Annotated in this window: 11 protein-coding genes and 2 tRNA genes; 6 read left to right on the top strand and 7 right to left on the bottom strand. The window is 35.5% G+C overall.

Translation table 11 applies throughout. The annotated features are described in order from the left end of the window. Positions 1-169 precede the first annotated feature (169 nt). Positions 170-775 (bottom strand): 50S ribosomal protein L25/general stress protein Ctc, encoded by a 606-nt coding sequence (locus OLM53_RS10590; protein ID WP_264520205.1) that lies wholly within the window; start codon positions 773-775, stop codon positions 170-172. 39 nt (positions 776-814) lie between these two features. Next, on the bottom strand, positions 815-1,756 hold the full coding sequence (locus OLM53_RS10585) for a ribose-phosphate pyrophosphokinase (RefSeq protein WP_264520204.1): 942 nt from the start codon (positions 1,754-1,756) through the stop codon (positions 815-817). Between the two features lie 245 nt (positions 1,757-2,001). Here OLM53_RS10585 and OLM53_RS10580 point away from each other — a divergent pair. After that, positions 2,002-2,081: transfer RNA gene (locus tag OLM53_RS10580), tRNA-Leu, on the top strand. A gap of 217 nt (positions 2,082-2,298) precedes the next feature. On the opposite strand, the gene mgtE is transcribed toward OLM53_RS10580, so the two are convergent. From mgtE to serS, 5 genes are all read right to left on the bottom strand, one after another. Beyond that, the gene (gene mgtE / locus OLM53_RS10575; protein WP_264520203.1) at positions 2,299-3,648 is read right to left on the bottom strand and encodes a magnesium transporter; all 1,350 of its coding nucleotides are present in this window, start codon (positions 3,646-3,648) and stop codon (positions 2,299-2,301) included. Next, complete coding sequence (gene rsmA / locus OLM53_RS10570) at positions 3,638-4,414, bottom strand: 16S rRNA (adenine(1518)-N(6)/adenine(1519)-N(6))-dimethyltransferase RsmA (protein WP_264520202.1); 777 nt, start codon at positions 4,412-4,414, stop codon at positions 3,638-3,640. The genes mgtE and rsmA overlap by 11 nt, the downstream gene beginning before the upstream one ends. A gap of 96 nt (positions 4,415-4,510) precedes the next feature. After that, complete coding sequence (locus OLM53_RS10565; RefSeq protein WP_264520201.1) at positions 4,511-4,822, bottom strand: DUF4286 family protein; 312 nt, start codon at positions 4,820-4,822, stop codon at positions 4,511-4,513. 26 nt (positions 4,823-4,848) lie between these two features. After that, positions 4,849-6,627, bottom strand: coding sequence for a tetratricopeptide repeat protein (locus OLM53_RS10560; protein WP_264520200.1), 1,779 nt, complete (start codon positions 6,625-6,627; stop codon positions 4,849-4,851). Between the two features lie 80 nt (positions 6,628-6,707). After that, complete coding sequence (gene serS, locus OLM53_RS10555; RefSeq protein WP_264520199.1) at positions 6,708-7,979, bottom strand: serine--tRNA ligase; 1,272 nt, start codon at positions 7,977-7,979, stop codon at positions 6,708-6,710. A 199-nt stretch (positions 7,980-8,178) separates the two neighbouring features. Here serS and OLM53_RS10550 point away from each other — a divergent pair, with 199 nt between their 5' ends. From OLM53_RS10550 to OLM53_RS10530, 5 genes are all read left to right on the top strand, one after another. Then, positions 8,179-10,098, top strand: a complete 1,920-nt coding sequence (locus OLM53_RS10550) for a M1 family aminopeptidase (RefSeq protein ID WP_264520198.1) — start codon at positions 8,179-8,181, stop codon at positions 10,096-10,098. A gap of 79 nt (positions 10,099-10,177) precedes the next feature. Continuing rightward, positions 10,178-11,524 carry an RIP metalloprotease RseP gene (gene rseP, locus OLM53_RS10545; RefSeq protein WP_264520197.1) on the top strand — a complete coding sequence of 449 codons (1,347 nt, stop codon included), beginning with the start codon at positions 10,178-10,180 and terminating at the stop codon, positions 11,522-11,524. A gap of 84 nt (positions 11,525-11,608) precedes the next feature. Further along, a tRNA-Asn gene (locus OLM53_RS10540) sits at positions 11,609-11,682 on the top strand. Between the two features lie 226 nt (positions 11,683-11,908). Next, the gene (locus tag OLM53_RS10535; RefSeq protein WP_264520196.1) at positions 11,909-14,047 is read left to right on the top strand and encodes a tetratricopeptide repeat protein; all 2,139 of its coding nucleotides are present in this window, start codon (positions 11,909-11,911) and stop codon (positions 14,045-14,047) included. A gap of 5 nt (positions 14,048-14,052) precedes the next feature. Next, a complete protein-coding gene (locus OLM53_RS10530; RefSeq protein WP_264520195.1) occupies positions 14,053-14,802 on the top strand; it encodes a LytR/AlgR family response regulator transcription factor in 750 nt (249 codons plus the stop codon). Positions 14,803-14,940: the final 138 nt, after the last annotated feature.

The following is a 14,940-nucleotide window of genomic DNA, read 5'->3' as shown; positions in this document are numbered from 1 at the left end:
TTTTCAGCGATTGCATTTGTTTTAAATAAATTCGTAATCCAATTCATTTGGCAAAAGTAAACTAAAGTTTGGATATCACATTGCCCACTGGTAATGCTCCTTTTAATTTCAAATATAAAAAAAGCACCAGTGAAAACTGATGCCTTTTGGTATGCAAAGAATAAATTAATTATTTTTTCTTTTTTGCTGCTCCTTTTTCTGCTTTTGCAGCTTCTTGAGCCGCTTTCATAGCAGCACGAGAAATCTTAACTTGAGCTACAACAGTGTTGTCTGGGTGCATTAATTTGAAATTTGGTGCAGGTAATTTAGTTACATACAATTTATTCCCCATTTGCAACTCAGAAATGTTGGCTTCAACATAATCAGGAAGATTTTTTGGTAAAGCTTTCACTTTTAATCTACGTTGATTCAAGTTTAAAACACCTCCTAAAAGTACTCCAGGCGAAGTTCCCGTAACTTTTACTGGTACTTCCATGATGATTTCTTTGTTGTCATCCAATTGAAAGAAGTCAATGTGATTGATTCTGTCTGAAACTGGGTGAAACTGAATGTCTTGCAAAACTGCATTGGTAGTTTTTCCATCCAAATCAATCACAACAGTGTGTGCGTTTGGAGTGTAAACCAAGCTTTTGAATGCTTTTTCTTCTGCTGCAAAATGTAGTGGTTGACTTCCTCCGTAAATAACGCAAGGAACCATTCCAGCATTACGTAAGGCCTTAGTTGCTACTTTGCCCACGCTTTCTCTTTGTGATCCTTTAATCGTAATCGATTTCATTGTAAAAAATATATAGTTAATAAAAAATACTTGTTTGAATTACATCAGAAACTTCCCGCTGATGGAATTGTTGTGCTGCACCATGTTCATTACTTCTGCAAAAAGAGGTGCACAACTCACCACTTTTATTTTATCAGATTGTCTTTTTAATGGAATTGAATCTGTAACTATCAATTCTAATAATTGAGATTTCTCTAATTTATCATAAGCATCACCCGAAAGTATTGCATGAGTACAAATCGCTCTCACGCTTAATGCTCCTTTTTCAATCATCAAATTAGCTGCTTTAGCTAGTGTTCCTCCAGTATCAACCATGTCATCAACCAGAATTACATTTCTTCCTTTCACTTCACCAATCAACTCCATGGTATCAATCACATTGGCAGCTTTTCTTTGTTTGTAGCAAATTACTACATCTGATTCTAAAAACTTAGAATAAGCATAAGCTCTTTTGGAACCGCCCATGTCTGGAGAAGCAATCGTCAAATTATCTAACTGCAAACTCTTAACATAAGGCAAAAAGATAGTCGATGCAAACAAATGATCCACTGGCATTTCGAAAAACCCTTGAATTTGATCTGCATGTAAATCCATGGTCATAATTCGAGTAGCTCCTGCTGTTTCTAATAGTTTTGCAATTAGCTTTGCTCCTATCGGAACTCTTGGTTTGTCTTTTCTATCTTGTCTTGCGTAACCAAAATACGGAATTACAGGAGTAATGTGTCTTGCGGATGCTCTTTTAGCAGCATCAATCATTAACAAAAGTTCCATTAAATTGTCAGCACTTGGAAATGTAGAGCAGACAATAAAAACTCGTAATCCTCTTATGGATTCTTCAAAAGACGGTTGAAATTCACCATCACTAAATCTTGAGAACGTAACTTTACCTAACTGAACACCATAGTTTTCGGCTATTTGTTCAGCAAGATAGACGCTTTGCGAACACGCAAATATCTTTGCTTCTGGTTCAAACTGCGACATTGTAATTAGTTGTTTGTATCCGATGCGCTCCTTACGGAAGTGCCTCGAATGTAGTTAGTTAGTTGTTGTTCGTTTTACCGAGGTGCAAATTTAGGAATTAAATCCAACTCTGAAAGGATATTTTTAACTATTTTTTGGAAAGTTTGTTTAAAAAATATTTACATTTGCACCGTGTTTAAAAATAAGCAACTCTTTTGTTGTTTGTTTTTCGCGATAAATCAACTGTTGTTGGTTTTGTCTGTCAAGCCCGGATGGCGGAATTGGTAGACGCGCTGGTCTCAAACACCTGTGGGAAACCGTGCCGGTTCGACTCCGGCTCCGGGTACAAAAGCTCTTCCGAAAGGAGGGGCTTTTTTTATTTAGGAGCGAGTCAAACTTTTTTGTTTGATTGGCTCTGGGTACATAAAACCTCTGAGAAATCAAGTTTTTTTTAGTTTTAAAGAAAGCTTAAACGCTCTCAATAGCCCCGATAGGAGCAAGCTACCGTGTAGCGCGGATAGCGGGAGCATAAGTCTAAAGAAAGAAAATCTTCTGCTTCTGAATTAAAACCCAAGAATCAACCTAGCGATTCCGAAATAAATCATAATTCCAAAAACGTCATTAGTTGTAGTAATAAAAGGTCCCGTGGCTATTGCTGGGTCAATTTTGTTTTTGTGAAGAATTAAGGGCACTAGTGTTCCCAGAGCTGCAGCAAAGATAATTACCACAACCATAGAAATAGAAATTGCGAGTCCTACCAACTCTTGACCATACATTAGAGAATGGTATAAGAATAAGAAAGAAGATATAATTGTTCCTGAAATCACAGCAACAGAAAGCTCTTTTGTCAAATAGTTTTTGCTAAATTCTTTAAGCGAACCATTAGCTAATCCTTGCACAACAATTGCTGATGCTTGTACTCCAATATTACCCGCTGTAGCAGAAAGTAAAGGCACAAAAATAATTAATGTTGAATATTGTTGTACTGAAGTCTCGTTGCTTTTTAAAACTAACGAAGCTATTAATTCGATTACCATTCCGATTAAAAGCCAAGGCAAACGCGCTTTTATCATCTCAAAAACACTATCTCCAGCCTCAACGTCTTGTGTGATACCGGCCGCCATTTGGTAATCTTTATCGGCCTCTTCTTTGATCACGTCAACGATGTCATCGATGGTAACACGACCAACTAACCTGCCCATTTCATCAACAACTGGAATGGCTTCCAAATCGTATTTCTGCATGATTCTGGCGACTTCAGTATTTGGGGTATCTACTTTTACATAATCTACTTTTTTGATGTAGACCTCGCTGATGGGTGTTTTAGTAGAAGTGGTCAATAAATCTTTGAGAGACAATCTCCCTTTCAATCTGTTTTCATCATCCACAACATAAATAGAATGCACGCGGGTGACATGTTCCGCTTGACTTCGCATTTCTTTGACACAGGTAAGGACATTCCAATTTTCATTGACTTTTACCATCTCTTTCCCCATCAACCCCCCAGCAGTATCTTCGCTGTAGCGCAACAAGTCGACAATGTCTTTAGCATGCTCAACATCCTCAAGCTCTGAGATTACCTCTTCTTTTTTACTTTGTGAAAGTTCAGCAATGATATCCGCAGCGTCATCGGTATCTAACTCATCTAACTCTTCGGCAATTTCTTTAGCAGAAAGGCCATGGAGGATTTTTTCACGAACATCATCTTCTAATTCGGGTAGAATTTCAGCGGTGATTTCGCTGTCAAGAATTTTAAAAATATAGGTTGCTTCTTCAATGTCTAATTCATCAAAAATCTCAGCAATATCGGCATGGTGCAAGTCATTCAATAAAACGGTCAGTTCTTGATCATTTTGTTGATGAATGAGTTGCTCAATTTGCTCTAAGAGTTCTTTGCTGATTTTAAACTGCATTGGCTTCTATTTTTTGAGTCAGTTCAATGAATTGTTCTACCGAGAGTTGCTCTGGTCTGAGGTCAAAGATAGTGTCTTCTTTTAAATTATCCGAAAGGTTGAATGATTTTAAACTATTTCTTAACGTCTTACGGCGTTGTTGAAACCCTGTTTTTACCACTGAAAAGAAAAGTTTTTCATTACAAGGTAGGGTGAAATTTTCTTTTCGGCGTAAACGTAAAACACCAGAATTTACTTTTGGCGGCGGATTAAAAACATCTGGACTTACCGTAAATAAATATTCTGCTTCATAAAAAGCCTGAACCAAAACCGAAAGAATTCCATAAGCTTTGCTTCCTTTTTTTTCACAAATTCGTTCGGCTACTTCTTTTTGAAACATCCCAGAAAACTCAGGAACCTGATGTCGCAATTCTAAACATTTAAAAACGATTTGTGAAGAAATATTATAAGGAAAGTTGCCAATGATAGCAAACGGTTTTCCCTCAAAAACTTCATTGATATTGTATTTCAAAAAATCTTTAGAGATGATTTTACCATGGAGTTTTGGATAGTGATTTTCCAAGTAAACAACCGATTCCGTATCGATTTCGATGACATACGTAGTCGTTGGTTTTTCCAATAAATATTTGGTCAACACCCCCATTCCTGGGCCAATCTCCAAAGTAGTATCATAGCCTTCAAAATTCAAGGTGTCTGCAATGTTTTTGGCAATGGATTCATCGGTTAAAAAATGTTGCCCTAGGTGTTTTTTGGCTCTTACGTCCATTAGATTGTTAGATTTTTAGACTTCTTAGATTATTAGACTTTTTAGATTTCTTTCTAAGAAGTCTAAGTAAGTCTAAAATATCTAATTTAGTCTTGATTAATGTTCAGAAATCAACTCCAATTCGGTTCTAAAAGCCAGCATTTTATCTCCAAATAATCGCAATCCTTCTTCACGAAGTCTTGGCGCATCTTCTTCGTAATATTGTTGCAATGTTTCTTTGCAGTCAGTGGTATATTGAATGGAATACGTTGTTCCTCCCATATCTTCTTCTACCAAAACTTTTACCATTCGGGCCGATGAAAATTTTCCTGTGGCAAGCACATCGTTAATATGTTTTTCTTGCATCCATTGCATCCATTGGTCGTGAACGCTTTCGTGGATGTTGATGGTAACGTTATAAAGTATCATTTGGAATTATTTGTTGCGTTGAAAATTTAAAGATTAGTATCACCACGTAGTTTTCGGTATTTATTCCTCGAGTCTACATAGTAAATACTGTCTTCGTGTTTGAAAATCATTTCTTCATAAAGCGGTTTTGCTTTTTCGGGATCGTTTAATTGCGTATTGTAAATTTCTGCTGAAAAATAAAGCGCTTCATCTACATAAATGCTTTCTTTATGATTGGTAATGACGGTATTGTAATTGGCTAAAGCATTTGCAAAATCGCCCATCTTTTCATAAATCTTTCCGATACGCAATAAGGTTACCGCTTCAATATCTTCTCCTTTATGTTCTTTTAAAATAGTTTGAAAATGCGATAAGGCCTCTTGTTTTTTATTTTGATACAGTAGAAAATCGGCATGCGCAAATTTCTTCAAAGCCACTTGTAAAGAATCCTCGACTGTGTTGTCGCTAATTAGTAAAAACAAATCGAGAGCATCATTAGCAATCAATTGAGAAGAAGCTGATTTCAATACTTTTAATTGATGAGATGCCCATTCGAAATCGGTTTTGAAATAACTAGTTTTAGCGGTTTTTAAACTCGCCTCCTGACCAATAACATCACCGCTCATGTCTTCATCTATTTGAGAATAATAAATTAAAGCTTGATTGAATTTTTCTTCAAATAAAAGAATATCGGCCAATTCCATTTTCACTTCTGCCAATTCGTACTTATCCAAAGGCATGTCCATTGCATTTTTTAAAATGGTTTTGGCTTTTTCTGGATTTTTTAAATGAAAGGCTTCAAAATTGGCTTGCAGTTTTAAAAGTGAAATAGTGTAAGGACTTATGCCAAATTCTTTTATCAAACCATCTAATTCTGCTGTAATAGCTGGATAATCTTTTTCTAGTGCATGGTCAATTTTCATGTCGATAAGATAGGAATGTGCCTTAATTAACAAATCCAAATCTTTCGTGTTCTCTAAAACAAAAGTCAAAATCTCTTCTGCCGAACTTTGATCGTTATCCTCAATGGCCATTTGTCCTAAGTTAACAATATTAGCAAACGACTCTGGGTTTCTTTTGTAAATCGCTTTTTGTTGAATGAAAGCTTTTCCGTACTCCTTTTGTTGAACAAATAACCAACTCAAGAAGTCATTCCAAAAAATATCTTGTGTCTTCTGAGCTCTTATTAAAAGTGCTTTTTTTAGAGATTCATTAAAATTGACATCCACATCTTCGGTCATAAATCGCGATATCTGATTTTGAATTACAGGAAGGTTTTGCGGATTTTTATAAGATTCATCTAAGAAGGTTTCAATCATCAAATCGGTATTGCCTTGCTGACCATAGAGTATCGCCATTTGAAAGCTGAAATTCATCTTGGGTTCTACCGCAATGGCTGTTTTATAAGCTAACAAAGCAAAATCAACCAATGACTTTCTTTCAAAAATATACGCAATTCCATACACTTCATTTGGGTTTTTCTTGATTTTATCAATCGCTTGATTGTAGAATTTATTGGCCTTGTCTTGATTTTTTTGTAGCTGATAGTTATACCCTATTTCTACTAAAAGATTGCTTTGTTTGTATTTGCTAAATCGATCTTCTAAAGCTTTTTGAGACTTATCTAATTGTTGTAATTGCTGATAACATTCAATAACTCTTTGGAAATAATTAGAATTCCCTTCTTGAGATTTTAATAACTCCTCATAACTCACTAAGGCCTTTTCAAACTCTCCTCTGTCAAAATAATTATTGGCCAATTGCTCGTTTTGAGCTTGTGCCCAAAAACAACCAAAAAGGAAAAGTATGTAGAGGATTTTTTTCATGAGTAACGTTAAAAAGAACAATGCACTAAAATAACACTTTTGTGCCCAATTAGTACATTGTTTATAAAAGATTAACTTTTTTAGTTAATGATATCAAATCCAGTATACTTTCTCAGTACTTCTGGAATTACAATACCTTCTGGAGTTTGATAGTTTTCTAGTATTCCGGCCAAAACTCTTGGCAAGGCTAATGAGCTTCCGTTCAAGGTATGAGCTAACTGAGTTTTCCCTTCTTTTCCTTTAAAACGCAATTTTAAACGATTCGCTTGAAAGGTTTCAAAATTAGATACCGATGATATTTCTAACCATTTGTCTTGAGCGGTAGAAAATACTTCAAAATCATAAGTCAATGCCGAAGCAAATCCCATATCGCCACCACAAAGACGTAACACACGGAACGGTAATTTCAATTCACGCATAATCTCTTTTACATGTTCCACCATGCTATCTAAAGCTTCATACGATTTATCTGGATGTTCAATACGAACGATTTCTACTTTATCAAATTGGTGTAAACGATTCAATCCACGAACGTGTGCTCCGTAAGAACCTGCTTCACGACGGAAACAAGGAGTATATCCTGTGCATAAAATAGGCAATTCACTTTCTTGTAAAATCACATCTCGAAAAATATTAGTCACCGGAACCTCAGCGGTTGGGATTAAATACAAATCATCCGCAGCATCGTGATACATTTGCCCTTCTTTATCTGGCAATTGTCCTGTTCCGTAGGCAGAAGCTTCATTTACCAAATGAGGGACTTGAAATTCTTGATAGCCTGCATCGGTATTTTTATCTAAGAAATAAGAAATCAAAGCACGTTGTAATTTGGCTCCCTTTCCTTTGTAAACAGGAAAACCAGCCCCTGTAATTTTTACTCCTAATTCAAAATCGATGATGTCGTATTTTTTTACTAACTCCCAATGAGGTTGCGCTCCTTCATGTAAAACCGGAATGTCTCCTTCTTGAAAAACATTTAAGTTTTCTTCAGGCGTTTTTCCAACAGGAACAATATCAGCAGGAAGATTAGGCAACAAGTACATTTTTTGTAAAAGGTCATGAGCCAATGCTTCTGCTTTTTCAGAAAGTTCTTTGCTAGATTCTTTAAGCTGAACCGTTTTCATCTTAAGGATTTCCGCTTTCGATTTTTCGCCATTCTTCATTAACTCCCCAATGGATGCTGATAATTTGTTGGCTTCTGCCAAAGTATTATCTAAAGCTAATTGAGTGCTTCTTCTGTTTTCATCTAATTGGATTACTTCTTCCACGAGTGTTTTCACATCCATGTTTCTTTTGGCCAAAGCCGTAATCACTTTTTCTTTATTTTCTCTGATGTAACTTATCTGTAACATGACATTTTCTATATAAGGACGCAAATTTAATGAAATGTTTGATATAACCTTTCCTATACTTAAAAACTTACTTCTATCCCCCTATCAGCAGGTAATTCTTAAACAAATTAGAATCAAGCGAATAGAAGGTTAAATTATATATTTTTTGGCATACCCATGAATGAAGAATTATTATATTCGCAAAAAATTATCCAATGCTATGAAAAATACCTACGCTTTGCTTGCTTGTTTTGTACTATCTTTTGTTTTCGCCCAAAACAATCTAACCAAAACAAATGCAATTGCTCAAGCTGAAATGAAATCAGCTTCTGGAGTGATGAACTTTAGAGCAAATCCCAATACTGCCAATTATGACATCACTTATCATAAATTAGAGTTTACTATAAACCCTACAGTGAAATTCATAACAGGAAAAGTAACCACAACCTACACGGCATTAACCAACATGAATACGATAACCTTTGATTTTGCCAATCCATTATCGGTAAGTTCTGTCAAAAAAGGAACTACTGCTTTAACTTATGTTGAAAACTCCAACAATGAATTAATTATTACCTTGCCTACAACCCAAACTGCAGGAACATCGGCTACTATTGAAATCAATTATTCTGGTGTGCCACCTAGTAATGGTTTTGATTCTTTTGTACAAACCACTCATAATGGCAGCCCTGTTATTTGGACTTTATCTGAACCCTTTGGCGCCAGAGATTGGTGGCCATGTAAGCAAGATTTGAATGATAAAATTAATAGCATTGATGTGTATATTACGGCTCCTTCGCAGTACATTAGTGTATCAAATGGAGTAGAAACTACAGCACCAGTTGTTTCTGTTGGCAATAAAACAACCCACTTTCATCATGGATATCCAATCCCTGCTTATTTAGTGGCCATTGCTTGTACTAACTATAGTGTTTACAGTCAAACGGGAGGAACAGCTCCAAATACGTATCCTATCATCAACTACATTTATCCAGAAGATTTAGCTAGCATTCAACCACAATTAGATCAAACTCCACTTATTTTAGAGTTGTATGAGTCCTTGTTTGAAGTATATCCTTTTCACAATGAAAAATACGGTCACGCTCAATTTGGTTGGGGTGGCGGAATGGAACACACTACGGTTTCATTTATGGTAGGTTTTGATAGACAATTGATTGCTCACGAAATGGGACATCAATGGTTTGGCGACAAAATAACTTGTGGTTCTTGGAAAGACATTTGGCTTAACGAAGGATTTGCCACTTATTTAGCGGACCTAGTTATAGAAAACTTTGACGGTGTAGATGCTTTTATAGCCGATAAAGACAATATGATTAACTATATTACTTCTGTTCCAAACGGTGCTGTTTATTTAAACGATACAGAAGCTACCAATGTGAATCGGATTTTTAGCAACCGATTAACTTATGATAAAGGAGCCATGGTCATTGAAATGTTGCGTTTCAAGTTGGGAGATACTGCTTTCTTTCAAGGGTTGAAAAATTATCTAGCCGACCCAAATCTAGCCTACAAATATGCTTTAACAACCGATTTACAATCGCATTTAGAAGCGGTTTACGGACAAAGTTTAACCGAGTTTTTTAATGATTGGATTTACAATCAAGGGTATCCAACGTATACTATCACCGCTCAAAACTGGGGCGCTGGACAAGCTAAGTTTGTGATCAATCAAACACAATCTGACCCTTCTGTTTCTTATTTTGAAATGCCAGTTCCTGTTAGAATATACGGTGCTGGTGGACAACAAGCGGATATAGTGTTAGACAATACTTATGATGGAGAGGAAATTATTAAAAGCGTTCCGTTTACTATTTCGAGTATAGAATTTGACCCTCAAAAACATATCATCGCTTCGAACTCTACCGCCACTTTAGGCAACCAAAGTTTTGATTTAGACAAAGCCGTCGCTATTTATCCAAATCCGAGTGCCGATATGGTTCATATCCAAATGCCAAGCACCGCAACTTTAGAAAAAGTAATTGTTTATAACAGTCTGGGACAAAAAGTAATGGAAAATACCAGCTCAGATTTTTCTGTGGCTGGCTTGTCAATAGGAGTTCATTATATCGACATCCAAACAGAAGAAGGGGTTTTTCATAAAAAATTCATAAAAAAATAATCTTAAACAAAATATTATGTGCGATAGTAAGGTGGAAACCTTACTTTTGTGCGTTTAAAAGAAATCGATACTTAACGAAATGGAAATTGCAATTAAATTATCTCAATTTTTATTGAGCCTATCAATACTAATCATACTTCACGAACTTGGGCATTTTATTCCTGCCAAATTGTTTAAAACCCGAGTAGAAAAATTTTATCTTTTTTTTGACATCAAATATTCTTTGTTAAAAAAGAAAATAGGCGAAACCGAATACGGTATTGGCTGGTTACCCCTAGGAGGTTATGTGAAAATATCCGGAATGATAGACGAAAGTATGGATACCGAGCAATTGGCTCAAGAGCCTCAACCTTGGGAGTTTCGTTCTAAACCCGCTTGGCAACGTTTAATCATCATGTTGGGTGGTGTAACCGTTAATTTTATTTTGGCGTTCTTGATTTACATCGGAATGACTTTCTTTTATGGCGAACAATACATTGCCAATAGCGAAGTTAAAAACGGAATCTGGATTAACAATCCTGTAGTAGAAAAAGCCGGACTTAAAACTGGTGACCAATTAATTTCTATAGATGGTGAAAAAGTAGAGCGCTTTTACGAGTCGAATGAGAAATTGTTTTTGTCTAAAGAGATTATTGTATTGCGTGATGGCAAGGAAGAAAAAGTTCATTTCCCAGTAAACTTTATTGACCAATTGATGCAAGGCAAAAGAGCCTCCTTGGTTGAATTGCGTATTCCTTTTGTTATTGCCGATGTCCCTAAAGATTCTCCAAATAAAGACGTACTTAAAACAAAAGACATCATCACTAGTTTTAATGGAAAGCCAGTTCAGTTTGCCGATGAAGTATTATTAGCAGTTGATACCTTAAAAGGAAAAACGGTTCCTGTTATTATAAAAAGAGACAACAAAGAAATTGCAGCCACCTTAAAAGTAAATGATAGCGCTAAAATTGGAGCCTTCTATGCATCAAGATTACAATATGAAGACATCACTAAATTAGGCTTATATAAAATTAGTGAAGAAAAATTTACTTTCTTCCAATCTATTCCTGTTGGAATTGATAAAGGATTTGCCCAATTGAGTAGTTATGGCAAACAATTAAAAGCCATATTCTCTCCAAAAACTGGAGCCTACAAAGGGGTTGGTGGTTTTGCAGCAATCTTTAACATTTTTCCTAAGACTTGGAGTTGGGAAGCGTTTTGGGGCATCACTGCTTTGTTATCTATTATGCTTGGCGTAATGAATTTATTGCCTATTCCGGCTTTAGATGGTGGTCATGTGATGTTTTTATTATACGAAATCATTAGTGGTAAAAAGCCAAGTGATAAGTTCTTAGAAAGAGCCCAAATGGTTGGCTTTGTATTACTTATTTCTTTATTGCTGTTTGCCAATGGCAATGATATTTACAAAGCGATTTTTCACAAGTAATGTTTTTTTAAATAAATTTTAAAAATTGTTTGTAAAAAATAAAAATCGTTCTATATTTGCAACCGCTTAAAAGATAAACTATCTTCCTCCTTAGCTCAGTTGGTTAGAGCATCTGACTGTTAATCAGAGGGTCCTTGGTTCGAGCCCAAGAGGGGGAGCTAACAGAAAGCCTGATACGAAAGTATCGGGCTTTTTTATTTGTAAATATTATAGAAAACCATTTTTATCAAATCGACGATTCCAATCTGCGAAAAGTGAGCTTAAAAGAATAACACGATAATTGTGCCTTTTTTATAGTCTACATTTCCTCTGAAATTATTTCTTCAAAAAAAATATTCTTTTTTATTTCCTATTTTAGCCCCAAGTATACAATCCAAATAAAATATGTTTAAAATTATTCGCTTCGTCTCTGTACTTGCCTTTTTATTTATCTCTTCTGCATCCTACGGTCAAGACAAAATTATTGATTCCTTAAAAATCGTGTTGCGAAATCCAAAACTCCACGACACTACAAGAATACAACTCATATCAGATGTTATGGATGCCAACTATCACAACGAATATGACAAGAATTACCTCTATCTGAGCGGTATGATGGGTGCCTTGGCTGAAAAAAACTATGAAAAAAGCACTACTCCTACTCTACATAAAAAATACGGTGAATGGCTCGGCACTTATTACTCTGCCCTTGCGAATGACCTATCTCATAAAACACTATATGAAAAAGCATTGGCATATCATGACAAAGCCCTTGGTATATTAAAATCAGTCAAATCTTTAGATAACTATTATGTTGCCAATCTCAACAAAGCCCAGCTTTACACGCTGATGAAACAAGAAGATAAGGCAATACCACTCATCTTCGCCTCACTTAAATTTTTTGAAAAAGACAAGAAACGTAATGCCGAACAAGTCCCTTATGCCTTAACGATGATGTCACATGTTTACAGAGAACAACAACAATGGGATAAAGCCATAGAATACAGCAAGGAGGCTGTAAAATATTACGATATTTCATATAGCGAGAATCCTGTCAAACATACCTTATACCTCAAAGCAACGTCCTACACGAGTATTGCATATGCCTATAGTAAACTTAAAAAATATTCTGAGTCGCTTGAGTATAGCAACAAAGCATTAGAAATAACAAGGAAAATAAGGGCTGATACCCAAACAGGTCTCGCTTTATCAAGAGCTGGAGATACACAAATGAAACTTTCAAATTTTGAGGAAGCCGAAAAGTTATTTCTGGAAGTTTTGGGTATGAAAACCTTACCTCCTGATAATATAGCTATTGCGGTTTCTAACTTTAATCTAGGTATTTTATATTTTAAAAAGGGAGAGGTCGCCAAAGCAGGTCCTTATGCAGATAAGGCTTTTGAACTGAGCAAAAAAACAGGAAATGTAACACTTCAGAAAGATGTCGCCAATTTACTATACGACATTTACACTGCAAATAAGGATTATGAAAAAGCCATAAAAATATATCAGTTCAACGAGAAAATATCCGATTCGAGTCAAATACAATCCTCAAAAAACGAATTGGCACAACAGCTTCTGAAATACAATTTTGAAAAAAAGGAGTTGCAACAAAAAATAATCCAAGAAAAGAAATTAGCAGAAATAGAGCTAGAGGCAGAGAAGAAAAACGCTCTTGTGAAATCAAGAAATAAAATGGCTCAGCAACAATTGATGTACGACTTTGAGAAAAAAGAACTAAGTCAGAAACTAATTCAGGGAAAAAAACTATCGGCTATCAAGTTGGATGCCCAAAAGAAAACCGCCGCTAAAAACAACCTGTTGATCGGACTATCAGGCTTACTTTTGTTGATTTTAGTAGGAGCCTATTTTTACTATCGAAATAACAAACAAAAACAGGCTATTGCCGGATTAGAGAAAAACCAAATCAAGCAAAAGCTCTTGATTACGCAAATGAATCCGCATTTTATCTTTAATTCTATTCAAAACATACGATCGCTTATTTTTAACAAACAAGACCAAGATGCCGTAAATTATTTGGATAAATTTTCAAAACTAACGCGTCAGATTCTGGAAAATTCGAATGAGAATTATATTTCATTAGCCGAAGAAGTCGAAATGATTGAAAACTATTTGGCTATTCAGCAATTGCTTTACAACAACAAGTTTACCTATTGGGTAGCAGTTGAAGAAGCTATTGAAAGCGACTCCATTTTTTTACCGCCTATGCTAACGCAGCCTTTTATAGAAAACGCTATAAAGCACGGATTGAGTGATACTTCGGTAAACGGAAAAGTAGCAATTCATTTTTATTTAAAAGACACCAAATTGTTTTTTGAAGTTACTGATAACGGTAAGGGATTTGATTCTGTTCAGAAATCGACCAATCACAAATCATTGGCGATGACGATTACCAAAGAGCGGCTAGTAAACTATACAAAAAATCAGGATTTTGTTGTGGTTACGGATAATATTTTGGACAATGAAACTAAGGTTATAGGAGCCAAAGTTGTTTTTGAAATTCCCTACATTTACGAAAATTAAACACCATGTTACGAGCCATTGTCATTGATGATATCGAATCTATTCGAAAAGAAAACATTGCCATTATCAAAGCGAACTGCCCAACTATATCTATTATTGGCCAGGCCGATTCAGTAGAGTCGGGAGTGAAACTTATCAAACAATTAGTACCCGACATTGTTTTCCTCGACATTGAAATGCCCGACGGCAATGGCTTTGAATTACTTCAAAGATTGAAACCAATACAGTTTAAGGTTATATTTATCACTGGATATGAAGACTTTGCTATTAGAGCTTTTCGCTTTTCGGCTATTGATTATCTGCTAAAACCATTACAAGCAAGCGATTTGAGGGAAGCAGTAAAAAAAGCTGAAGATTCATTAGCGAAAGAAGTTTTTGACATGAAACTAAACAACCTATTTGTCAATTTAGAACGCCCCAAGAACCTTCAGAAATTGATTTTGAAAACCTCAGACCGCATTTACTCTGTAAACATACAGGATATAATCAGCTGTGAATCGGATAAAAACTATACAACCTTCAACCTGATTAATGCACCTAAACTTGTTGTTTCCACCAACCTCAAAGAGTACGAAATGCTCTTAACACCACATAAGTTTTTCAGAACCCACAAATCGCATCTGATTAACATGGCATATTTTGACCATTTTGTAAAAGCAGATGGTGGCAATAAGGTAGTGATGAAGAACAAATTATCGGTGCCGCTATCAGTTCGCAAGAAAGAAGAGTTCCTTGTTTTGCTCGAAAACCTTTAAATTCTCATTTGACCAAAAACGTTCGTCCTATGAAACCATACGTTAATATTTAAAAACTATACGTTAGTTCATTGGTCAAAATCCTTATTCTCCTTTGATTTATTATTGCATTGTATTTCATAAAATGTTAAACAAAAC

Source organism: Flavobacterium sp. N1994 (assembly GCF_025947145.1).
In the GTDB taxonomy this organism is placed as follows: Bacteria; Bacteroidota; Bacteroidia; order Flavobacteriales; family Flavobacteriaceae; genus Flavobacterium.
Note: the sequence above shows the minus strand (reverse complement) of the source record. Positions and strands in the feature narration are given on the sequence as shown.

Coding starts and splice junctions, on each gene's coding strand:
- OLM53_RS10590 (WP_264520205.1), bottom strand. CDS start 775: ATGAAATCGATTACGATTAAAGGATCACAAAGAGAAAGCGTGGGCAAA.
- OLM53_RS10585 (WP_264520204.1), bottom strand. CDS start 1,756: ATGTCGCAGTTTGAACCAGAAGCAAAGATATTTGCGTGTTCGCAAAGC.
- mgtE (WP_264520203.1), bottom strand. CDS start 3,648: ATGCAGTTTAAAATCAGCAAAGAACTCTTAGAGCAAATTGAGCAACTC.
- rsmA (WP_264520202.1), bottom strand. CDS start 4,414: ATGGACGTAAGAGCCAAAAAACACCTAGGGCAACATTTTTTAACCGAT.
- OLM53_RS10565 (WP_264520201.1), bottom strand. CDS start 4,822: ATGATACTTTATAACGTTACCATCAACATCCACGAAAGCGTTCACGAC.
- OLM53_RS10560 (WP_264520200.1), bottom strand. CDS start 6,627: ATGAAAAAAATCCTCTACATACTTTTCCTTTTTGGTTGTTTTTGGGCA.
- serS (WP_264520199.1), bottom strand. CDS start 7,979: ATGTTACAGATAAGTTACATCAGAGAAAATAAAGAAAAAGTGATTACG.
- OLM53_RS10550 (WP_264520198.1), top strand. CDS start 8,179: ATGAAAAATACCTACGCTTTGCTTGCTTGTTTTGTACTATCTTTTGTT.
- rseP (WP_264520197.1), top strand. CDS start 10,178: ATGGAAATTGCAATTAAATTATCTCAATTTTTATTGAGCCTATCAATA.
- OLM53_RS10535 (WP_264520196.1), top strand. CDS start 11,909: ATGTTTAAAATTATTCGCTTCGTCTCTGTACTTGCCTTTTTATTTATC.
- OLM53_RS10530 (WP_264520195.1), top strand. CDS start 14,053: ATGTTACGAGCCATTGTCATTGATGATATCGAATCTATTCGAAAAGAA.